At 41.8% G+C, this 22,899-nt stretch carries 13 protein-coding genes and 11 pseudogenes; 9 read left to right on the top strand and 15 right to left on the bottom strand.

The annotated features are described in order from the left end of the window. Positions 1-50: 50 nt before the first annotated feature. From mazG to RS130_RS09650, 13 genes and pseudogenes are all read right to left on the bottom strand, one after another. Positions 51-845, bottom strand: a complete 795-nt coding sequence (mazG, locus tag RS130_RS09710; RefSeq protein ID WP_316025789.1) for a nucleoside triphosphate pyrophosphohydrolase — start codon at positions 843-845, stop codon at positions 51-53. After that, positions 845-3,020 (bottom strand): annotated as a pseudogene (gene relA / locus RS130_RS09705) (GTP diphosphokinase). The gene mazG and the pseudogene relA overlap by 1 nt, the downstream one beginning before the upstream one ends. Before the next feature lie 164 nt (positions 3,021-3,184). After that, on the bottom strand, positions 3,185-3,562 hold the full coding sequence (gene acpS / locus RS130_RS09700; protein WP_316025788.1) for a holo-ACP synthase: 378 nt from the start codon (positions 3,560-3,562) through the stop codon (positions 3,185-3,187). Between the two features lie 3 nt (positions 3,563-3,565). Continuing rightward, a pseudogene (gene pdxJ, locus RS130_RS09695) lies at positions 3,566-4,296 on the bottom strand (pyridoxine 5'-phosphate synthase). A gap of 6 nt (positions 4,297-4,302) precedes the next feature. Further along, on the bottom strand, positions 4,303-4,839 hold the full coding sequence (gene recO, locus RS130_RS09690; protein WP_316025787.1) for a DNA repair protein RecO: 537 nt from the start codon (positions 4,837-4,839) through the stop codon (positions 4,303-4,305). Beyond that, positions 4,791-5,036, bottom strand: a complete 246-nt coding sequence (recO, locus tag RS130_RS09685) for a DNA repair protein RecO (RefSeq protein ID WP_316025786.1) — start codon at positions 5,034-5,036, stop codon at positions 4,791-4,793. The genes recO (RS130_RS09690) and recO (RS130_RS09685) overlap by 49 nt, the downstream gene beginning before the upstream one ends. Before the next feature lie 32 nt (positions 5,037-5,068). Next, entirely contained in the window at positions 5,069-5,350 is a 282-nt protein-coding gene (locus RS130_RS09680) for a hypothetical protein (RefSeq protein WP_316025785.1), read from the bottom strand. A gap of 73 nt (positions 5,351-5,423) precedes the next feature. Next, positions 5,424-7,150: pseudogene (gene recJ / locus RS130_RS09675) on the bottom strand (single-stranded-DNA-specific exonuclease RecJ). Between the two features lie 94 nt (positions 7,151-7,244). Continuing rightward, on the bottom strand, positions 7,245-8,021 hold the full coding sequence (gene dsbC / locus RS130_RS09670) for a bifunctional protein-disulfide isomerase/oxidoreductase DsbC (protein WP_428982757.1): 777 nt from the start codon (positions 8,019-8,021) through the stop codon (positions 7,245-7,247). Between the two features lie 303 nt (positions 8,022-8,324). Beyond that, positions 8,325-9,189: pseudogene (gene xerD, locus RS130_RS09665) on the bottom strand (site-specific tyrosine recombinase XerD). A gap of 61 nt (positions 9,190-9,250) precedes the next feature. Beyond that, positions 9,251-9,481, bottom strand: coding sequence for a hypothetical protein (locus RS130_RS09660; protein ID WP_316025784.1), 231 nt, complete (start codon positions 9,479-9,481; stop codon positions 9,251-9,253). A 150-nt stretch (positions 9,482-9,631) separates the two neighbouring features. Then, positions 9,632-10,744, bottom strand: a pseudogene (locus tag RS130_RS09655) (PilT/PilU family type 4a pilus ATPase). Positions 10,745-10,754: 10 nt separating this feature from the next. After that, positions 10,755-11,800: pseudogene (locus RS130_RS09650) on the bottom strand (type IV pilus twitching motility protein PilT). Positions 11,801-11,830: 30 nt separating this feature from the next. Here RS130_RS09650 and RS130_RS09645 point away from each other — a divergent pair. The 4 genes and pseudogenes from RS130_RS09645 to RS130_RS09630 all read left to right on the top strand — a co-directional run bounded on the left by RS130_RS09645 (position 11,831) and on the right by RS130_RS09630 (position 14,365). Then, positions 11,831-12,514, top strand: coding sequence for a YggS family pyridoxal phosphate-dependent enzyme (locus RS130_RS09645; RefSeq protein WP_316025783.1), 684 nt, complete (start codon positions 11,831-11,833; stop codon positions 12,512-12,514). Between the two features lie 31 nt (positions 12,515-12,545). Beyond that, a complete protein-coding gene (gene proC, locus RS130_RS09640; RefSeq protein WP_316025782.1) occupies positions 12,546-13,367 on the top strand; it encodes a pyrroline-5-carboxylate reductase in 822 nt (273 codons plus the stop codon). A gap of 18 nt (positions 13,368-13,385) precedes the next feature. Beyond that, the gene (locus RS130_RS09635) at positions 13,386-13,928 is read left to right on the top strand and encodes a YggT family protein (RefSeq protein ID WP_316025781.1); all 543 of its coding nucleotides are present in this window, start codon (positions 13,386-13,388) and stop codon (positions 13,926-13,928) included. A 10-nt stretch (positions 13,929-13,938) separates the two neighbouring features. Further along, a pseudogene (locus RS130_RS09630) lies at positions 13,939-14,365 on the top strand (DUF4426 domain-containing protein). 105 nt (positions 14,366-14,470) lie between these two features. On the opposite strand, the gene RS130_RS09625 reads toward RS130_RS09630, so the two are convergent. Continuing rightward, positions 14,471-14,599 carry a hypothetical protein gene (locus RS130_RS09625; protein ID WP_316028143.1) on the bottom strand — a complete coding sequence of 43 codons (129 nt, stop codon included), beginning with the start codon at positions 14,597-14,599 and terminating at the stop codon, positions 14,471-14,473. On the opposite strand from RS130_RS09625, the pseudogene RS130_RS09620 reads away from it, so the two are divergent. The 3 genes and pseudogenes from RS130_RS09620 to RS130_RS09610 all read left to right on the top strand — a co-directional run bounded on the left by RS130_RS09620 (position 14,541) and on the right by RS130_RS09610 (position 18,519). Next, positions 14,541-15,798, top strand: a pseudogene (locus RS130_RS09620) (ABC transporter substrate-binding protein). The gene RS130_RS09625 and the pseudogene RS130_RS09620 overlap by 59 nt on opposite strands. A 98-nt stretch (positions 15,799-15,896) precedes the next feature. Further along, positions 15,897-18,263: an ATP-binding protein gene (locus RS130_RS09615; protein ID WP_316025779.1), complete on the top strand. Its 2,367-nt coding sequence runs from the start codon at positions 15,897-15,899 to the stop codon at positions 18,261-18,263. Continuing rightward, complete coding sequence (locus tag RS130_RS09610; RefSeq protein ID WP_316025778.1) at positions 18,241-18,519, top strand: response regulator; 279 nt, start codon at positions 18,241-18,243, stop codon at positions 18,517-18,519. The genes RS130_RS09615 and RS130_RS09610 overlap by 23 nt, the downstream gene beginning before the upstream one ends. Positions 18,520-18,539: 20 nt before the next feature. Here RS130_RS09610 and RS130_RS09605 read toward each other — a convergent pair. Continuing rightward, positions 18,540-19,723: pseudogene (locus RS130_RS09605) on the bottom strand (XylR family transcriptional regulator). A gap of 180 nt (positions 19,724-19,903) precedes the next feature. Between RS130_RS09605 and xylB the strand changes: the two are divergent. Together xylB and xylA are read left to right on the top strand one after the other, a co-directional pair. Next, a pseudogene (gene xylB, locus RS130_RS09600) lies at positions 19,904-21,359 on the top strand (xylulokinase). A 127-nt stretch (positions 21,360-21,486) separates the two neighbouring features. Next, positions 21,487-22,806, top strand: a pseudogene (gene xylA / locus RS130_RS09595) (xylose isomerase). Positions 22,807-22,899: the final 93 nt, after the last annotated feature.

The raw sequence follows: 22,899 nt of genomic DNA, 5'->3' as shown, positions 1-22,899 counted from the left end.
ATTCTTTGCCCTGTATGACAACAATGAGAATTTCTTGTGGGAATTGGACGCTATTGCTTTTTAATCTGTCCCCAAGCAGCTTCCATTTGCTCTAAGCTTGACTCTTCAAGGTTAGAACCTTGTTCTTTGAGTAATGCTTCAACTTTCCTAAAGCGCTTTTCAAATTTACTGTTCGCTTTGATTAACGCACTCTCTGGATTGACGTTGCAAAACCTAGCCAAATTAACCACCGAGAACATTAAATCGCCAACTTCTTCTTCTACAGCTTGTTGATCCACATTTTCAGCGTTGACTTCTACCAACACTTCTTCAATTTCTTCATGAATTTTATCTACAACCGGAGGGAACTCGCTCCAGTCAAACCCGACTGTAGCGCATTTCTTTTGCAACTTTTCCGCTCGGAGCAAAGGGCTCAGTCCTTGGCTTACATTAGCTAAAATACTGTTGTCACGACCGATGCCTTTTGCACGGCGCTCTTGGCTTTTGATTTGTTCCCATTGCTGAGATAAATCTACTGACTCTCTAGCTGGCACATTGCAAAAAACATGTGGGTGTCGACGCACCAGTTTTTCACTCAAGGCTTGCACAATATCTGTGAAGTCAAAGTCTCCTTGTTCGCTACCAAGCTGCGCGTAAAACACAACTTGAAACAACAAGTCACCTAATTCATCCTTAATCTCTGCCATATTGCCATTAAAAATAGCCTCTGCCACTTCATAGGTTTCTTCTATGGTGTAAGGAACTATGGATGAAAAACTCTGCTCTTTATCCCAAGGGCAACCTGTTTCGGGATCCCTAAGTTGTCGCATGATATCTAACAGTTTGTCTAATTGGGCTTGGGCCATTAGGACTCAGCCTTAAACACATCAATGACATCTCTTACTTGCTGCAGCCGATTAATAATTTTAGCTAAGCTTCGAGAATTTTTAACTTCTAAACTCAGTTCTATTTTGGCCGTATTTTTTCCTTTATCACTCAAACTATTGACCCCTAGCAAAGTGACGTTTTCATTCGCCAGTTCTGTGGTTAGATCTCTTAATACTCCAGCTCTATCTGTACTGAGAACTTGCAGTTTGGCTTGAAAAGCGGCATCTAAATTAGCAGCCCAATTCACCTCTATCTGTCGTTCAGGATGCATATCCAATAAGTGATTTAGCTGTTCACAGTTATCCTTATGCACACTGACACCACGGCCTTGCGTGATATAGCCCATTATTGGCTCGCCGGGTAATGGCTGGCAACAACCTGCAAGTTGATTCATTAAATTACCCACACCTTCAACGACTATACTGTCTTTTTTCAGTTTAGCAGATTGCGGTTTTCGTGGGCGTATTCGCGGGTCCAAATCTAATTCAGGTGGGGGTGGAGGAGTATGTTTTTGTTGTAAAAAGTGCACCACTTGCATGATCCGAATGTCCCCAGCACCTATCGCAGCATACAGGTCCTCTGGGCTTTGAAAATTAAAACGTTCGGTGGCATCACTGGCCGTTTTAGGATCAATATGCACTTTAGCCAATTCACGATCTAGTATGTCTTTTCCGGCATGTATATTCTTATCTTTGTCTTGCTTCTTGAAGTAAGTTTGAATTTTCGCTCTAGCTCTAGAGGAATACACATAACCTAAACTCTGGATGCATCCAATCTCGGCTGGGATTGGATTGTTTTCCAGTCAGTACTTCAACCTGATCGCCCGTTTGTAATTGATACGTAAAAGGAACAATGCGTCCACTTACCTTAGCCCCATTGCATCTGTGGCCAACGTTACTATGAATATAATAAGCAAAATCCAATGGCGTTGAACCAAGAGGTAAATCAACCACATCGCCATTTGGGGTAAACACGTACACCCTATCATCGAATACCTGGCTGCGAAGCTCTTCAACTATATCACCGCTGTCGGCAACCTCTTCTTGCCATTGTAGAATTTTACGTAACCAATTAATCCGCTCTTCGTACGCCGAGCGTCCAGACGTCGTCCCCTCTTTGTATCGCCAATGCGCTGCCACGCCAAGCTCAGCATCATCATGCATTTTCTTGGTGCGGATCTGGATTTCAATTGTTTTGCCTTGCTTACCTAGTGTCACCGTGTGGATAGACTGATAGCCGTTCGGTTTTGGCGTCGCAATGTAATCGTCGAACTCTTGAGGTATATGTTTCCAATGGGAATGCACAACGCCTAAAGCCGCATAGCAATCTTGCAAACGCTCGGCGATGATACGTACCGCACGAATGTCGTAGAGTTGATCAAAACTCAAGTGCTTCTTCTGCATTTTCTTCCAAATGCTGTAAATGTGTTTCGGTCGGCCATAGACCTTTGCTTGTATGTTTTGACTATCTAAGACTGTTTGCAATTCATTGACAAAGTCATCTATGTAGAGTTCGCGGTCGGTTCGTCTTTCATCTAGTAATTTAGCAATTCTCTTATAGGTTTCTGGATGCAAGTATCGAAAAGAGTGATCTTCTAACTCCCACTTTAGTTGTCCTATGCCTAAGCGGTTGGCTAATGGAGCATATATAGTGGAGCATTCTCTGGCCACCAATACTTTGGTTTCTTCGTCTTCATTCTTAACCGACTGCAGGGTGCATATTCGTTCAGCTAGTTTCAACACAACCGCCCGTACATCTTCAACCATGGCTAACAACATGCGTCGAACATTATCGATTTGCGCTTCATCATTTTTCTTAGCGCTGTTGGCTCTTGTGTGTAAAGACTTAATGGCGTCCATCCGTCTTACGCCGACAATTAACTTTTGAATGCCTTCGCCAAACTTCTCTTCGATTTGCTTTTCAGTCAGCTGGTGCAGTTCGCAATAGGGATATACCAAGGCAGCCTGCAGGGTTTCATCATCCATATGTAGCTCATGAAGAATTTCCACCATTTCTTGTCCGATCAACAGAATTTCAGGGGTATCAGATACATCTTGTAGCTTTTGCTTACTGCTGTCTGATAAATTTAAACCCGCTAACCATTCGTCAAATGGTGGGCGCTGTTCTTCATGTACGGTACGAATTGAAACCATCTAAAATCCTATTCTCGATCTGGCTCTTAAAGTTAACCTGATTGCTCAGTTGATATCCTAGCAGTGACATAATTCAGCAAAAATTCTAACCTCATACAATTTATCTGTATAGTTAACACTCTCGATTCACCAATCTAGTGCACATGTCTATCTATTTATGGCAATCAAGCAAACTCTAAGATAACTGTCGCCATTGCGTAATGTTGTTCATCAGAAATTGAAATAACACTGCTGTGGATGCCTCTCTGCTCGCAAAGTTCAAAAAAACGTCCGCTAAACTTCAATACTGGCTGTCCAGAGGCTAAATTCTGAACTTCAACATCTTGAAAACTAATTCCAGAAGCAATCCCCGTACCTAAAGCTTTAACGGCCGCTTCTTTTGCGGCAAAACGTTTAGCTAAAAAACGAGCAGGGAATTTATGTTGCAAAAATTGCTGCATCTCGGGGGCACTCAGCACTCTAACAGCTAAACGCTGGGACTTTTCTAATTGACGCTCTATACGAGCAATCTCAACTATGTCTGTGCCTAAACCTGCAATCATTGATTACGCTCGCGCTTCTTGCATTAACTTGCGCATATCTGCTACTGCTTTTTCTAAGCCATCAAAGGCTGCTCGCGCAATAATGGCATGGCCAATATTTAGCTCATACAATTCTGGAATGGCCGCAATAGGTTTAACATTGTGGTAATGCAAACCATGTCCGGCATTAACTGTTAAGCCCTTACTATGAGCGTATTGGATCCCGTCAATTAAAATCATTAATTCTTGTTGTTGCTGCTGCTCGGTTTTGGCTTCGGCATATTGACCGGTATGAATTTCAATAAAGGGCGCGCCTGTCGCCACAGCAGCATCGATTTGACGTTTGTCTGCGTCAATAAACAGCGACACCAAAATACCAGCGTCCGCTAAACGTGCACAAGCCGTTGTCATTCGCGCTAGATTGCCCGCAACGTCAAGTCCCCTTCAGTGGTAAGCTCTGCTCGCTTTTCTGGCACTAAACAACAAAACTGTGGTGCTGTTTGTTCTGCGATGCTTAACATTTCGTCGGTCACGGCCATTTCTAAATTCATACGCGTTTGGATCGTTTGGCTTAAAAGCTGTACATCGCGATCGGTAATATGACGCCTGTCTTCACGTAAATGTACCGTAATACCATCGGCTCCAGCCCGTTCAGCTATTTCTGCTGCATGCACGGGATCAGGATAGGACGTCCCTCGCGCATTTCGCAAAGTAGCGATGTGATCTATATTGACCCCTAATAAAATATCTTGCATATGGTTTTATCCTTTTTGCTCCACAAAAGAGCTTTTTGTATGCCAAGTTTGTAAAAATAACTCGCGACTCTTCAACGGTTTACTACCTAGTAAATGAGTCAAAGCCGTTCTATTGATGTATTTTGCACAATGCAGGCTAGCAGGGGTCCATGTCAATTCACTCATCTGTAGTAGTGCATTTCCATAAAATCGCCCCGCCCCTTTAAAATCTGGGCCAATTCGCTTCATACCTTGCTCTAACACTAAGCAATACTCACTATTAGGATCGATAGCTTGGCCGCTATCAAACTCACAGGTTAAGTCAAATCCATAGCCTAGCTCCGTTAACAGGTTCAGTTCAAACTCCCGTAAGCAGGGTTCGATTTTGCAGTCACTATTAAGTAATTCAAGGCTTTTTTGATATAAGCTGTACAATTCTGGATGAGGCACTTCTTTAGGTAGAAGCCTATTGAGAATTTCATTGATGTACATAGCTGAAAACAAGTGGTGCCCCGTTAAACGGTACATTGATGCACTTGATTCAAGTTGATACAAGTTTCGCAATTCATGCTTACCGGAGACATTAAACAACAAGGGCTGAAATGATTGCAGTAAACTTTTTTATCACCTTTGCTGCCACGCACACCTTTGACCACAGCACTTATTTTTCCAAGTTCCGCAGTAAAAAAATCAGTTAAATAACTAGTTTCTCGATACTCGCGTCTATGCAACAAAAAGCCGTTTATTTGCTGGGGATCCAAAAGAATTTCCTGAAAAGTAGAATCGTTGCGCTTTAGCTAACTTTTATGCGTACAACCTTCATAGCTTCAAAGTCCATGCCGGCAATTTCTTCCGTTATTGGGTAGTAAGTTAAATTAACTCGAGCGCCAGTGAGGTTTTTGTAGACTTTTCGACGACGAAATTTAAACGGAACATCGGTTCCTTCAACCAATAACGTATTCAAAAACCAATCATCGTCTTTACGTTGAACATGAGAAACAACCGTCATTTCTTCGGAGTGCGTGAGGTTATCGTGTTTATCGAGTAACTTTTCTACATCAGATTTTTTTGCCATGACCACTTTTTGAGTTAGCTAAAAAAGCAAGTTTAGCACTTATCAGTAACTTCATAAATGATTAGTCTTAAGATTAAAGCGCGTTTAAACCTTCCACCATGAGTTGCAAGCTTGTTCGACCACGAAATTCGTTGATATCAAGCTTATAAGCCAAATTCACTACTGTGCACCTTGGGTTTGGCCACAGGTCGGTATCAACATTAAATGCAATCGCATCGAATAACACACCACCAGCATTTTTTACCAACATTTTTAGATGTTTACTGCCGACTATTTTTTGCTCGATTAACTGAAACTCACCATCAAACAGGGGTTCGGGAAAACCCTGCCCCCATGGACCAGCGTTTTTTAGCGTCTGCGCAAAAGCCAACGTAAAATCTGTCCCTTGTAACTCACCATCTGAAATTAACTCTCCTGCCAAGGGTTTATCCCGCAATGCTTCCTCTGCGACTTGATTAAACACCGTTTTAAAAGCAGCGAGATTCTCCAATGGCAAACTCAAACCAGCAGCCATAGCGTGCCCACCAAATTTACCAATAACGTCTGGATACCTATTTTTGATTTCTTCCAGCAGGTCACGAATATGCAATCCAGGGATCGAGCGCGCAGAGCCTTTCAACGTATCATCGTCTTGGTGAGCAAAAGCGATTGTTGGTCGGTGATATTTATCTTTTATTCGACCAGCTAAAATACCAATTACCCCCTGATGATAATCAGCTTGATAGAGCACAAGTCCATAAGGTAATTGACTCGCTTCAATATTTAATGCGTCTAATGCCTTAACGGCCTCTTGCTGCATTGAGCTTTCGATCTCTCGCCTTTCTCGGTTCAAGCTATCCAACTGCACAGCAATTTGTCTTGCTCGAGCCGAATCATCTGTGATCAAACACTCAATCCCCAAAGACATGTCATCTAAACGCCCTGCGGCATTTAACCTAGGGCCAACGACAAACCCCAAATCAGAGGCCACGAGGCGGCTTTTATCTTTGCCTGCGACTTCCAAAATCGCTTGAATGCCTGTAGTCTGCATTTGTCGCTGCGTATGCGTTGTAATCCTTGGTGGACCAAAATTCGATTATTCTCATCAAGGGGCACGACGTCTGCCACTGTCCCTAAAGAGACTAAATCGAGTAAATCGGCTAAATTAGCAACAGGGATTTGTTTTTGTACAAACCAAGCGTTTTCTTTTAACTTCGCTCGCAAAGCTAGCATTAAGTAAAATGCCACCCCCACGCCAGCTAAGTTTTTTGATAAAAACTCGCACCTGGTTGATTGGGATTGACGATAGCATCTGCAATCGGCAATGATTCAGCGGCCAAATGGTGGTCAGTAATAATGACCGTCATTCCCAGTGACTTGGCTTTTTCGACCCCTGCAAAACAGCTAATACCATTATCAACAGTGATTAAAACCTCAGCTTGATGCGACGCGGCGACTTCCACTATTTCAGGACTTAAGCCATAGCCGAAATCAAAACGATTGGGTACTAAATAATCACAGCTAGTCACCCCCATGGCACGTAAAGATAACAGACTCAAAGCGGTACTTGTGGCGCCATCTGCATCAAAATCTCCCACAATCATTATTTTTTTGTTGGCTAATGGCTTCTACCAACAAAGTCACCGCCTGCTCAATACCCGTAAGTTGTTGATAATGCAACAATGCTTGAGCGCTACGGCTTAATTGATTAGCACTTTCTACCCCTCTATCAGCGTATATCTGTCTTAGTCTTGGGTGTATATCGGTAGGAAGGTGATCAGTGTTTTTGTGAGGTCTGCGGGAAATTTGCACGGCAGGCATAAGTTCATTCCATATGCGAAAATATGCCCGTTTGCATATAAGCAAACGGGCAAGAAAGGTTTACATCATTGCTTTTAATGCTTCTTCTAGTTTCTCAGGAGGCTGATAACCAAGGTATAACAGAACCATCTGGTAGAATGATGTTCGGCGTACCATTCACACCGATACTTTGGCCAAATGCGTATTGCTCAGCGACCTTAGCATTACATGATTTAGCGGGTACTTGCGCCCCGCCTTTTGCATCATTCATTGCTTTTTGCTGGTTCTCAGAGCACCAAACCGAAACCATATCTTTGTACGATTGTCCGTCTAAACCCGCTCGTGGGAATGCCAAATAACGCACTGTAATACCTAAATCATTATAATCTGACATCTGCTCATGCAACTTGCGACAATAGCCACAAGTAATGTCGGTGAATACATTGACTACGTATTTTTCTTTATCTGCTTTATATTCAATAAAGGTGCCTTTGAATTCTTCTAAGCCACTCAAACGCGTACTGGTAAGTGCCGCCTCAGTTTCATTGCGCATATCCGCATCAAGATTGAAAATACGCCCTTGAACAAAATACCTACCATCACTACTGACATAAAATAAGCCTCTTTCGGTCATAACTTGAAGCAAGCCAGGTACCGGTGACTCGGCGATTGAACTGACATTTAGCTGCAATGTGCGTCGAACTTTATTTTTGACTTGCTGCCAATTTGAAGCGTGATCGGTGCTTACTGAGGTTGATTGAGATGCTGTCGAAGCAGATACTCCGTTAGTTTCAATATCAGCACCGGCAATTGCACGGTCCACTGAAACAACAAATGTTGTCAGAACCAACATACCGATAAAGCCAATCGATAATATTTTTACATTGTTCATAATTTTCCTAAAGTAAGTCCAATAATATAGATAAGACCTGCAACGGCCTAAATAATTTCATGCTTGAAAACAATCAGTCTAACGGAAGCTGAAAAGTAAACCAAAGGTTTACAATTCATCGCTTTGTCTATTTCGATTTGATACTTTGCAACCGGAGTTTACGTTTTCATATTAAACTTTCCAACTCCTTTTTGTAAGGGAACATTGCCAGATAATTATCCCCTTGGAATTAGCAGTCAAAGGCTTCTTGGTGAATAGAAGCAGATAAAGTTGCCGTTTCTTTGCTGACTGTAAGGGTTAACACTAACCTCTAGGGTGATGCTCTGCCACCAACTTTTGCAAACGCTCAGTGGCTACATGGGTGTATATTTGCGTGGTTGATAAATCACTGTGACCAAGTAACATTTGTACCACTCGTAAATCTGCGCCGTGATTTAACAAATGTGTGGCAAATGCGTGACGCAAAGTGTGTGGCGATAAATTCACGCGTATGCCTGCCACCTGGGCATAGAATTTAATCCGATGCCAGAAGGTCTGCCTAGTCATCGCCACACCCCGTTTACTAGGAAACACAATATCACTTTCTGATTTTAGTAATAACCCACGACCTTGTTTTAAAAATACCGTCAGCCAATCAATGGCTTCCTCGCCAAGTGGCACTAGTCTTTCTTTGTTGCCTTTACCTGTCACCCGTACAACGCCTTGCTGAATACTCAACTGGTCAAGTCTTAAACTAACCAATTCAGTAACCCGCAAGCCCGTTGCATAGAGTATTTCAAGCATGGCTTTGTCACGTAGTTGAATGGGATCATCAGTAATTGGCGCATGTAATAAATCATCCACTTCTTGTTCTGACAAGGTTTTGGGTAACGTCTGCGCCAATTTGGGATTTTGCAGTAAACTGACGGGATCATCGACACGGATTTTCTGCCTGAGCAGATACTGGCACATACTGACGTAAACTACTTAGAAACCTTGCAGTACTGCGCTCTGATAAACCGCTGTCGTATCTTTGAGCTAAATACTGATTAAGAGCATCCTGTTGAAACGTACTAAACAATGAGTTGGCTTGGTTTAAAAACAACGAGAATTTAGTTAAGTCTGTTCGATATGCACTTAAGGTATTTTCACTTAACCCTTTTTCTAACCACATAGCTTCGATAAACATTTCTATTTGTTGGTGATTATTCACTATCCGTTAATCCCATGATAAATAAAGCATTCTAGAACTAACAATCATTATTCAGGCCGATTGGTGGCGCATTGCCAGCAGACTTCAAAATTGGCGTCATTTTGTTCTTGGCATTGGGGGCAATATGGGGTGTATCGACCAATGGTTGAGCTTCGAATGCCTTGACAAGCGCCATAGCCTTTGGAGACCATTCGTTGTCATACAACCAAACTTCAGGAAATACATCTATGGTTGATAGCTCTCCCATAGCGCCAATTGCAAAACTCATTTTTTATAAAGCAAGGGATAGCATTATCTTCAAGTAGTTGCTTTACTTGAAAGACCATAAAACGATCGTGATGGGTGTAAACTAGTTGCAAAATGAATATTCCTTTGTACTGCCGAACAATGAAAAAAAATATCTGACGACCCCAAACCCCTAATCCATATCAATCGACACATTTGAAAGTGAGCCTAAGGCATGGCCATTGTCCGAGTCCAATTTTATCATTAAGCGTAGATCGTTTGGAGAGTCAGCGTGATGAAGCGCATGTTCCAAGGTGATTTTTTAGCCTGATAAAGCTCGTACAGAGCCATGTCAAAACTCTGCATCCCCATTTCTTTACCTTTTTTCATCGCATCTTTTAGACTACCAATTTCGTTTCGCTGAATTAGATCAATGACTAACGGTGAATTAAGTAAAATCTCTACCGCCGCAACACGGCCACTACCATCGGCGGTGGGTACCAATTGTTGAGCCACAATAGCTCGCATGTTGAGACTCAAATCAAAGCGCAATTTTTCATGTTGATCTGGTGGTGCCAAATGCATAATTCGCTCAATTGCTTGGTTGGCATTATTCGCATGTAACGTAGCGACACATAAATGCCCAGTATCGGCAAAGGACATGGCATATTCCATGGTCTCCATAGAGCGTATTTCACCAATTAAAATCACATCTGGGGCTTTGGCGCAACGAGCTTTTGAGGGCATCATCAAAAGAATGGGTGTCTATGCCTACTTCTCTTTGCGTCACTACACAGTTAGCATGTTCATGCACAAATTCGATCGGATCTTCTATAGTCAAAATATGTCCTTTCGAGTGGTGATTGCGATGGCCTATCAGTGCTGCCAAAGAAGTCGATTTTCCGGTGCCTGTCGCCCCCACAAACAGCACTAAGCCGCGCTTAGACATAATCACGTCTTGCAACGCTGCTGGCAAACCAAGATCAGCTACCTGTGGAATTTGCGTAACAATACGTCTTATTACCATCCCCGGCATATCTCGTTGCCAAAAAGCACTGCATCTAAAACGCCCAATATTATCTTTGGCAATAGCAAAGTTACATTCCTTTGTTTGCTCAAACTCGATTTTTTGTTTCTCTGTCATGGCATCATGTACCAATGCCATGGCATCTTCATCGGTCAGATTACTGCCACCAACAGGCGTCATGCTGCCATTCACTTTTGCGCTAACAGGAAAGCCAACGGTGATAAATAAATCCGAAGCAGCTAAGTCTTGCATTGCCTCTAAATAAGGTCCAAGTTCCATTGATTAATCCTTAAAAGCCCGTAGCAGGTTTCTTGTCGATAGATTTAGCGGCTGCATCTTGGGCTGTAATCAAGCCTTGCGCCACTAACCCTTGTAAGCATTGATCCATAGTTTGCATACCATGTTGTTGACCGGTTTGGATCACTGAATACATTTGCGGCACTTTGTCTTCTCGAATTAAATTTCGAATGGCATGTGTACCTAACATAATTTCATGGGCGGCGACTCTGCCCCCGCCCACTTTTTTCAATAAGGTTTGTGAAATAACAGCTCGTAAAGACTCTGATAACATGGAGCGGATCATTGATTTCTCGGCGGCAGAGGAATACGTCTATTAGGCGGTCAATCGTTTTGGGAGCAGAGTTAGTATGCAAGGTACCAAATACCAAATGCCCGGTTTCTGCAGCAGAAATCGCCAATCTAATGGTTTCTAGATCTCTTTAGCTCGCCCACTAAAATAATATCCGGATCTTCACGCAGGGCTGAGCGCAAAGCATTGTTAAAACTGTGCGTATCGCGATGTACTTCCCTTTGATTTAACACACATAATTTATTTTCGTGGACAAATTCAATAGGATCTTCAATGGTCAATATGTGCTCACGTTTAGTGCGGTTGATATGATCAACCATGGCGGCCAAAGTTGTACTCTTACCAGAACCGGTCGCCCCCGTTACCAACACAATACCAGTCGGTTGGTTGATGATATCTTTGAAGATTTGTGGCGCACCTAAATCATCTAAACTTAAAATTTCGCTCGGAATGGTTCTAAGCACCGCTGCCGCTCCACGATTTTGCATAAAGGCATTCACCCTGAAGCGCGATAACCCTTTCACTTCAAACGAAAAGTCCGTTTCTAAATTTTCCTCATACTCTTTGCGCTGCTTGTCATTCATGATTTCGAAAATCAAGTTATGTACTTCTTTGTGTTCTAAAGCAGGAATATTGAGCTTCCGCATTTCTCCGTCAACCCGGATGATGGGTGGTAATCCAGCAGAAAGATGTAAATCAGAGGCTTTATTTTTTACACTAAAGGCCAAAAGTTCGGTAATATCCACGCAAAATTCTCCGTATATTTATGATCTAGTATGGAAACAATAGCAGAACGACTAAAAAGCGTACAAGCAAGCATTCAGCGATCGACTCTAGAAGCGCATCGTCCATTAAATTCGGTGAAATTACTAGCCGTAAGTAAAACCAAACCAGTATCTGATATTGTTCAAGCGTATGAGGAAGGGCAACGTTTATTTGGTGAAAACTACGTGCAAGAAGGCGTTGAGAAGATAACAACCTTAGAAAGCCTAGGCGATATTGAGTGGCATTTCATTGGACCTCTACAATCGAATAAAACCCGTCTAGTGGCTGAAAACTTTGATTGGGTACATACCATCGACCGCCTTAAAATAGCCCAAAGGTTGAATGATCAGCGCTCGGTTTATAAACCGCTAAATGTATGTATCCAAGTGAATATCGATTCTGATGAAAATAAAGCGGGAGTTACGGTAGAAGAAGTAGCAGACTTAGCTGAAGCAATTCAAGACATGCCAAACTTGGTACTTCGTGGTCTAATGACCATACCCAAAGCCAATCAGTTAAAATCCGATCAAAAGTTAAGCTTTAGGCGAATGGCCAATTTGTTTACTCAACTAAAACAACAGTATCCCAGTGCAGATACATTATCTATGGGGATGTCTGGTGATATGCATACAGCAATTAGCTGTGACAGCACTATGGTCAGAGTCGGCACTGATATATTTGGCTCTCGAATTTAAATATATATTTAACCATTAGGTACATTTTAATATGCAACAACGGAAAATAGCGTTTATCGGCGCAGGTAACATGACCAGAAGCATCATCAGTGGCCTGGTAGCCAATGGCTACCCTGCTGAACTCATCATGGCCAGCAATCCTTCAATTGGAAAACTCGAAGCATTGCATAGCGATTTTGCTATTCAAACCACCCAAGATAATAACCTTGCCCTTGAATTTGCAGAGGTAGTTGTATTAGCAGTTAAACCACAACTGATGGAACAAGTATGCGCCGCGCTAGCCAAACACCAACCTCTAGCCGGTAAACTTTTTGTATCAATTGCAGCAGGTCTACCAACAGCAAGGTTGCAACAAATGTTACAAGGCCATGAGACGATTATTCGCACTATGCCCAATACCCCAAGCGCGCTAGGCAAAGGTATGACAGGATTATTTGCTGAGCCAATGATTCAAGCTGCCGACAAACAGTTTGCTGGTGACCTTATGGCGCAAGTTGGAGAAATTGCTTGGGTAGATAAAGAATCACTCATCGACTCAGTGATCGCTGCGGCTGGCAGTAGCCCTGCTTATTTTTTCCTATTTTTAGAAGCCATGCAAAAAGAGGCTGAGCAACAAGGATTTGACCATCACACTGCTCGCTTGCTGGTTCAACAAGCCATGTTAGGCGCGGCAGAAATGGTTTGTCACAATCCCCAACTTGAATTGTCAGCGTTGCGTACCCAAGTTACATCCAAAGGTGGCACCACCGCCAAAGCGATAGAGTCTTTTCAACAACAAGGTTTAGAGAAGGTTGTCGCCACCGCTATGCAAGCAGCCGTTAAGCGTGCTGAAGAAATGGCTAATTTGTTTTAAAGTTAGGAAAATCAGTATATGAGTTCAGTACAATTTTTGATTAGCACGATTTTCGACCTGTACCTTATGGTCGTCATTTTACGTTTGTGGCTCCAATTCGCCAGAGCTGACTTTTACAATCCCTTTAGCCAATTTGTAGTTAAAGCAACGCATCCAATAGTAGGCCCTCTGCGCAGAATTTTGCCTTCAATAGGCCGATTAGATACGGCGACGTTAGTATTGGCCTTTTTAGTGGCGGGACTAAAATTAGTGGTCCTCAGTTATGTGGTAAACGGGACCGGAATAAATCCGCTTTCTCTGATCATTGTTTCATCGGTGATTGTATTGAAGGAAACCATCACAGTCATTATGTATACATTAATTTTACGAGCCATTATGAGCTGGGTCAGCCAGGGGCGCAGCCCCATGGAACTGGTTTTAAATCAACTAACTGAACCCATGTTAGCCCCTATACGTAGACGCTTACCAGAAATGGGTGGCTTAGACTTATCCGTAATGGTCGTTATATTGTTGTTATTATTTTTACAAAAATTATTGGGTGATATTTTTGGCATCTTTTAAAGCATTGAAATTGAGTTGGCTATTTGCAATATGGGCAAGTTTTACTGTGTTGTTGCCGGGACAAGCTTTGGCCGAACAAAAAAGTAAAATTGGCCAATTGGGATGTACATTACATTGCAATAAACAGTACTTTTTTAACTCCTGAAATAGCCAAGCAATATGGTGTAGTGCGTAGTAAATATAATGGTTTAATCAACATATCAGTGCTTGATAGTCAATCAAAGTCTGCTCAATCGGTGGCATTAACCGGTAGCGCTAAGAATTTACTCGGCGTAGTGAAACAATTGGCATTTAAAGAAGTGAAAGAAGGTGATGCCATTTATTACCTAGCACCACTACCATTTAGCGACCAAGAACAATACAGAATATCAGTAGACATTACTGATGGCAGGCAAACTAAAACGTTGAAATTTCAGCATAAGTTTTATGTCGACTAAACAGTAGTAGACCTTATTGGTGTAACATCAATAGTTTATAGGCAAATCTAAAGGAATTAATTGTACTTATTGCACGCTTACTTTAATGTAATGGCTAGCGAGTATTCATGTTTTACGAGAAAAAATCATGGCTAACAAAGCAATAAAGGACCACTCTTTGGATTTGCCTGCAAAGGTGACTCGAAGGCAAGCACTAAAAACCTTGGGCTCAGCAGCAATAGGGGTATCGGCCATTGCTCAGGCTCCTTACGTTTTTGCCAAACAACGAACAAAAAATAAGAGTGCTTGGTACCCATGTCACCCTGCAAGAAGTCATTCGACTACAAGCCATGGAAGACTTGGGTATTGACATAATATTCGAACCTAAAGGCAGCGCGGCCGTTTTACAAAAGGCCACTATGCAAGCTCAATCCTTTGATTTATATGAACAATGGTCTAATAGCATTCGACCTTTGTGGAACGCTGGTACCATTCAAAGCATCGATAAAAAAAGGCTCACCTACTGGGATGAAATAAACCCTCTATGTAAAACCGGAAAAATCAGCGACTCAGCCAAGGTTGGGGCCGGAGATGCGCCTAATAAAATATTACATATTCAAAAAGATGGCCAGTTAGGTACAAACCACACCGACGAGTTGAGCTTTTTACCTTACGTACATAATGTGGACTCATTTGGTTATAACACTCAAGTTATTCCAGCTGGAGAAGCATATAAGACAGAAAGTTGGGGCTGGTTACTGGATCCAAAACATCAAGGTAAAGTCACTATTGTCAACGCCCCTTCTATAGGCGTATTTGACTTAGCCTTAGCCGCCCAAGCACGAGGCCTCATTCAATTTGATGATATTGGTAACTTAAGTAAGTCAGACCTTGACGGGTTATTCAAAATATTGATCGGGTTAAAATACCAGAACCATTTTAGTGGATTTTGGAATTCTGTTCCCGAATCTGTGGATTTTGTACGCACTGGACGAGCCAATATAGGCAGTATGTTTTCGCCAGCAGTTTCAGCACTAAACGGGCAAGGTATTCCGGTTCGTTATGCTGCCCCTAAAGAGGGCTATAGAGCTTGGCATGGCGTTATGTGTTTATCAGCCGCCACCCAAGGTCGAAGTAAAGATGCCGCATATGAATATATGAATTGGTGGTTGTCGGGATGGCCGGGAGCGTTTATCGCCCGACAAGGTTACTATATTTCGAACCCCCAACGTTCACAAGAACACCTTTCACAAGCCGAATGGAATTACTGGTATAAAGGAGAACGAGCCACCGAAAACCTTCTGAGTACAGATGGAAAAGTTGCGGTTAAAAAAGGTGAAGTACGCTCAGGCGGAAGCTACATTAGGCGATTTAGTAATATCGCAGTTTGGAATACGGCCATGCCTACTTACGATTATAGTATGCACAAATGGTATGAATTTATTAGCTCATAATTAGGTTATTTGTAAGGTAGAACGTGCTCAAAACAATAAAAGCTCAGATTATACTGGTGTCAATTATCTTGACCCTGTTGTTAATAACGCAGGTGTTCTTGTCTAGAAGTATTCAATCATCTTATGTAGATAGTCTAGACCAGACTCAAACCGCCGTTGTCAAAGTGAGTCTAGTTAGAGAGTTAGAAAGAGATGTTATCGATTTGCAGCGTAATGTATTAGTTTACAAAGAATCCGCTAGCGAATCAGCCATTAATCGATTCAACACTTTAATGAAAGAAAATCAGCAAAATTTAAATTCACTTGAGAAACTGATATTTGCACAAGAAAATGAAGAGGTGTACTTAGATTACATATCGAGAATGCGCGCTCATCTAAAAGAATATGACGACAACTTTACCAATGTAGTGATCGGCAGAACAAAACGCCAATATATATACCAAGTAGGGCTGCTGGCTGAGTTAGAGTCCGTATTTGAACAATTAGATTTAGAATATGCAACAAATAGCCAAACGTCTATTGATCAAGTTCGTTATCACGTAGCGCGAGCAAAGAATTTCTTGCTGCAATATATTGTCACTCCAGAGCAAGAATTAGTTGATTTGTTTCAACAACATTTGGCTAAAGCCAAAGAAATTGCTTCTGAAAAGTTAGCACAAAATTCGCAGGGCCAAATTGTTTTAGACAAATTGTTACAGGTCGAAACAAACTTTTTGCAATTATCGCAAATTACTCGAGGCTACTTATTCTTAGTGAATGTAGTGATGGCCGGCTCGGCAAATGAGTTTTTATTTCTCGCTCGAGAACTGAATAGGTTAGTCACTGAAAACCTCACTGCCACGAATGTGAATGTCAAACACTCTGTCGAAAAGACACAAAAGAGCAATGATATATTCTCGATCTTTAGCATTTTGTTAGCACTAAGCACCGCATTATTTTTAGTCTACAGGATCATGGTACCCATTAAACGTATTACCGAAATATTCCAAAAATTAGCCAAAGGGCAATATATCGATACTATTGAAGGCTTAGATCGGCGCGATGAGATAGGACAACTTGCTCAGTCAGCCACTGTATTCCACGAGATTAATAAGCAAACCACGTTTTTACTAGAAGAGTCACAAACCCTCAACTCAAAACAAGAAGCCCTGAACCAGCAACTTATCATCTCAAATAAAGAAGCCGAACAAGCCACTGCGTCGAAAAGTATGTTTTTGGCCAATATGAGTCATGAAATACGCACCCCTATGAACGGTATTATTGGCATGGTAGACGTACTACTGCACTCAGATTTAACCAGCGAGCAGCGGGAAAAGTTGGATAAGGTAGCCTACTCTGGGAAAATTCTATTAAGCTTGATTAATGACATTTTGGACTTTTCAAAAATAGAAGCGGGAAAACTTGATATTGAAAATGTCAAATTTTCGATTAATTCAGTGTTGGCAAACACCATAGCTAATATTTCAACGCGGGCTAAAGAGAAAAACCTAAACGTCTTATTTTACGTCAATCCCAACTTACCTACAGAGTTGATAGGCGATCCACTACGTGTGACACAAATTTTGCTTAATTTATGCAGTAACGCAGTTAAATTCACTAATTATGGAAAAGTCAGTATTGATGTTGACTTTAGTGCCGGCATAGATGCAGAAACGATTAATCTCATCCTAGAGGTAAAAGATACGGGCATTGGCATGAGCCAAGAGCAAGTGCATAAAGTGTTTGAATCATTCACCCAAGCAGATGGCTCAACTAGCCGTAATTTCGGTGGAACAGGTCTAGGATTAACTATTGTGAAACAATTAGTTAAACTGATGCAAGGAAGCATAGATTTAGAATCGGACACTGGCAAAGGCACTACCTTTACGGTTTCTTTACCTCTTAAACATAAAAAAGAAGCGGCAATCCTTATGCCTGATTGTGGCATTACTTCAAGTAACCTCTGCTACTTTGTAGACGGTAATAATGGACTACTAAGTAGTCAATATATTAAGAAAATATGCCCACGTTACCATCAGTATCCACTATCCAGTCTATCTGAGAACATTGAACGCATTACCGCTAAGGATGCTATTTTAATCGATGTAGCAAGTTTACCTGCGTTCAAAACGTTTCATGAACTAATTGTAAAAGTGAAAGAAAAAACCGACAAAATAGGATTTATTACCAACTCCCAACCAAGTAATTTACCTGCACAGTTAACCTCATTGTGGTCAGTAGAATGTTTATCGCACCCATTTTTACCCCATCAAGCGGCGCAGTTTTTATTACAACTTTTTGATCAGTCATCTACTGATACTGACCCTAATCGATTAAAGCTAGGACCAATGACGCAACAAGCATTCCAAGGCCACGTATTGTTAGTTGAAGATAACTATATTAATCAAGCGGTTGTTGGAGAGATGTTGAAAATTCTTGGTGTTACCTTTGACGTTGCCGAAGATGGCCTCACAGGCAGTAACTAAATTAGCGAACTCCCCTCACTACGATATTGTCTTAATGGATATACAAATGCCTATCATGGATGGCTACGAAGCGACACAAGAAATTAGAAAACAAGGCCACAAAGATCTAATCATTTGTGGCTTATCGGCTAATGCGATGAAAGAAGATCACGAAAAAGCCAAAGAAATGGGGATGAACGAATATATTACTAAGCCCGTAAAGCATAAAAATTTAGAAGATTTGATGCAAAAATATCTTGGCTCTAATACGGTCTAGACTTCGTCCTGCGCCTTTCATTATTCACTTTCTGGCACTACCGATTCTTCCATTCTGAATTCTCTCGGCGTTTTATTGTAGTGCTTCTTAAACACTGCATACATGTATTGCAAAGAAGGATAGCCACAGATTTGTGCCACTTCACTGGTTGGAATATCCGATTCTTTTAGTAATTTACTCGCTTTAGCTAATTTTTCGTTATGAATTTCGGCATGAATGCTATGACCCCGTTCGTCTTTAAAGCGTTGTTCTAGATTCGATCGAGAAACCCCAACAAAATCTAAGACTTGATCAACCTTGATCCCGCGACAGGCGTTCTGTCGAATGTAATGCATGGCTTGAATAACAAACGGGTCCCTAAGAGCTTTGAAGTCAGTTGACTGACGTTCTGATACGCCCAAAGGGGGATTAATACGCGCTTGTTTTTTAAAGCAGGGTTATCTAGGTGTCGGTGCAACAACTTGGCCGCTTGGAAGCCCATGTCAAAACAGCCTTGGGTAACAGAGCTTAAACTGATCCGACTCAAATATCGGGCAATGTCATCATCATCGATACCCACTATAGAAATGTTATCAGGCACAAGTTTTCCAATATGATCACATGCTTGCAATAAATGTCGCGCTCGCGCGTCTGTTACCGACACAATACCAACCGGATTAGGCAACCCTTGGATCCAATCTGTGACACGGTTCATCGTGTATTGCCATGTTTCGGGACGTGTTGGATGCCCACGATAAATAGAACAATCGTAACCGTCTTCTTTGCAAAGTTTAATCATGGCTTGTTCTCTCTCGACCGCCCATCTATGATTTTGATCCGCTGGAAAGCCATAAAATGCAAAACGCTCTAAGCCTTTTTTCTTCAAGTGCTCATATGCGCATTTGACTACCGCGAAATTATCAGTGGCCACATAAGGCACATCAGGATAGTCGTCAACATTTGAATATGATCCACCAACGCCGATAACTGGCACTTTGACATTTAACAAAGCCGACTGTACTTTTGGGTCATCAAAGTCGGCAATAATGCCATCTCCAGCCCATTCATCTATGTTATCAAGGCGTGTTAATACGTCTTCTTCAAGGTAAATATCCCAGTCAACTTTTGACGATTGTAAGTAGTGACCAATCCCTTCAATTACTTGACGGTCATACACTTTATTGGCATTAAACAACAAACTAATACTATGTTTGGCTTGGAACATAAATAACTCCAGATTGACATAACGTCTTGTATATTCGATAACATCATTGTTACAAATGATATTCGTTGTTCGCTAGTTATTTTTTACTTTATTTCGTTATTTAATTTCGTTTTCACTTCCTACCCTCTGTAAAACTAACACCCTTTGGTATAGTGTTTAAAACTTTTCAGGAGATATTAAATGTTTCTAGGCGTAGATTTAGGCACTTCAGGTATTAAAATAGTGTTAACAAATGCAGCAGGCGACATCATTGATAGCGCATCTAGCGCTTTTGAAGTGAGCCGTCCTCATCCACTTTGGTCTGAGCAAAATCCTCAAGATTGGTGGGATGGCTTTTGTGCCGCTATGGATATCCTTAGTAGCAAACATCCTTTACAAAAAGTAGAAGCAATTGGCCTTGCTGGGCAAATGCATGGCGCCACACTACTTGACGCTCAACACAATATCATTCGCCCCGCTATTTTGTGGAATGACGGAAGATGTGAAGCAGAATGTAAAGCCCTTGAGCAACAAGTACCTGACATCCAAAAAATCACAGGTAACATTGTGATCGCCTGGATTTACTGCTCCTAAATTATTATGGGTAAGAAACCACGAAGCTGACAAATTTGCCCAAGTAGACAAAGTGCTACTGCCTAAAGATTATTTACGTTTTTTAATGACTGGTGACTTTGCCTCTGATATGTCTGATGCCGCGGGAACAATGTGGTTAGACGTCAATTCACGCCAATGGCATGCTGAATTATTAGCCGCTTGTGACTTATCAGAAGCCAATATGCCAACGTTATATGAAGGCTCAGAAATTACCGGTACCCTGAATGAAGATATCGCTGCTCGCTGGAATATGCAGCCTGTACCTGTTGTCGCTGGAGGCGGTGACAATGCAGCTGGCGCAGTGGGTGTCGGTATAGTTAAACCCGGTCAAGCCATGTTATCGCTGGGTACATCTGGGGTGTATTTCGCAGTAACTAATGGCTTTAAAGCGAACCCAGAATCAGCAGTGCACAGCTTTTGTCATGCTCTACCGAATACATGGCATTTAATGTCTGTGATGTTAAGTGCCGCTAGTTGTTTACAATGGTACGCAGATTCTATTGCCCAAAAGCCAGTCGCTAACCTACTGGAAGAATTAGCCCAAGCAGACATTGACTTAGCCAATGCTCCAATATTTTTGCCATATTTAAGCGGCGAACGCACTCCGCACAATAACCCAATGGCTACAGGCACCTTTTTTGGATTAACACATTCCACAAATCAAGCCACTTTGACTCATAGTGTGTTAGAAGGCGTTAGTTTTGCATTTGCCGATGGTGTGGAATGTTTGCATGCATCGGGGGTAGATGCCGAGGAGATCACCTTAATTGGTGGCGGTGCTAAAAGCCTATATTGGCGTCAATTGTTAGCCGATGTATTACGGCGCTCAGTAAACTACCGTAAAGGCGGTGATGTTGGCCCCGGGTTAGGTGCTGCTAGACTCGCGCAACTGGCCATTGATACAGATAAAACCCTAGAGCAAATATGTCCTCAACCGGACTTAGAGGCGGTATTTGAACCCAATGCAGTTAACGCGGATTTATATGCTAAGCGCCGCCTTAAGTTTCAACAGCTGTACACGCAACTTGCGGACTTATTTTAAAACTAAATAGAACAAATCTTTACCCAGAAAACATAATTGAGCATCCGTTATTTATAGCAGATGATAGTTAAACGATTAACAATTGAACAACAACTGTTCTACAACTTACCAACAGTAGGAGAGCCACATGGCTGAATATTTTAAGAACATCCAAAAATTGAATATGCTGGACCCGATTCATCAGATCCATTAGCGTTTCATCACTATAACGCACAGGAGAAAATACTAGGTAAAACCATGGAAGAGCACCTACGTTTTGGCGCTTGCTACTGGCATAATTTTTGTTGGGATGGTGCCGACGTATTCGGTCAAGGCACCTTTAATCGCCCATGGTTAAAGCTATGGCGATCCTATGGAACGAGCCAAACAAAAAGCTGATGTGGCGTTTGAATTCTTTTCAAAGTTAGGTATTCCACACTATAGTTTTCACGACATTGACGTTGCTCCTGAAGGTAATAGCATTAAAGAATATGTGAATAACTTCGCACAAATGACCGATGTTCTTGAACAAAAACAAGAAGAAACTGGCATGAAGTTATTGTGGGGCACAGCCAATGCCTTCAGTAACCCTCGTTATGCAGCGGGGGCTTCAACCAATCCAAACCCAGAAGTATTCACTTATGCTGCAACACAAGTGTGTAACGCAATGAATGCTACTAAACGTTTAGGTGGACAAAACTATGTATTATGGGGTGGTCGTGAAGGTTACGAATCTCTACTTAATACAGACCTACGTCAAGAGCGCGAGCAAATGGGTCGCTTCATGCAAATGGTAGTTGAGCACAAACATAAAATTGGCTTTAAAGGTACATTATTGATTGAACCTAAGCCACAAGAGCCAACTAAGCATCAATATGACTATGACACAGCGACTGTATACGGTTTCTTGAAGCAGTTTGGTTTAGAAAACGAATTTAAAGTAAACATTGAAGTTAACCACGCAACGCTAGCCGGCCATTCTTTCCAGCATGAAATAGCCACGGCTATCTCTCTAGGGTTATTTGGTTCAATTGATGCTAACCGTGGTGATGCGCAAAACGGTTGGGATACAGATCAGTTCCCAATTGACGTACCAGAATTGACACTCGTCATGACCGACATTTTAAAAGCTGGCGGCTTTGAAAATGGCGGATTTATGTTTGATACTAAACTACGTCGTCAATCGTCAGATCCAGCAGACTTATTCTATGGTCATATCGGTGGTATGGATCACCTTGCTTTAGCTCTGAAAAAAGCAGCGGCCATCATCGAAAATGATTTCTTAGGTGAAGCTGTCTCTCAGCGCTATAGAAATTGGAATGGTGATTTAGGTAAAGCAATTTCTAAAGGTGAGCATAGCTTAGAGTCTTTAGCGACTTATGCAGTAGATAACGACATTTATCCGGCACATGAAAGTGGTCATCAAGAATTGTTAGAAAACAAAGTTAACCGAGTATTGTTCGGTTAATAGTATTCACTAAGAGCAAAAAGCCTCAATATTGAGGCTTTTTTTTAGCTCTTTAAAATGCCAACTCATGCACGAGAGGTGATTGATACCAAT

This window comes from Paraglaciecola aquimarina (genome assembly GCF_032464635.1).
Taxonomy (GTDB): Bacteria; Pseudomonadota; Gammaproteobacteria; order Enterobacterales; family Alteromonadaceae; genus Paraglaciecola; species Paraglaciecola aquimarina.
The sequence above is the reverse complement of the archived record's forward strand: the minus strand, read 5'-3'. Positions and strand labels throughout refer to the sequence as shown.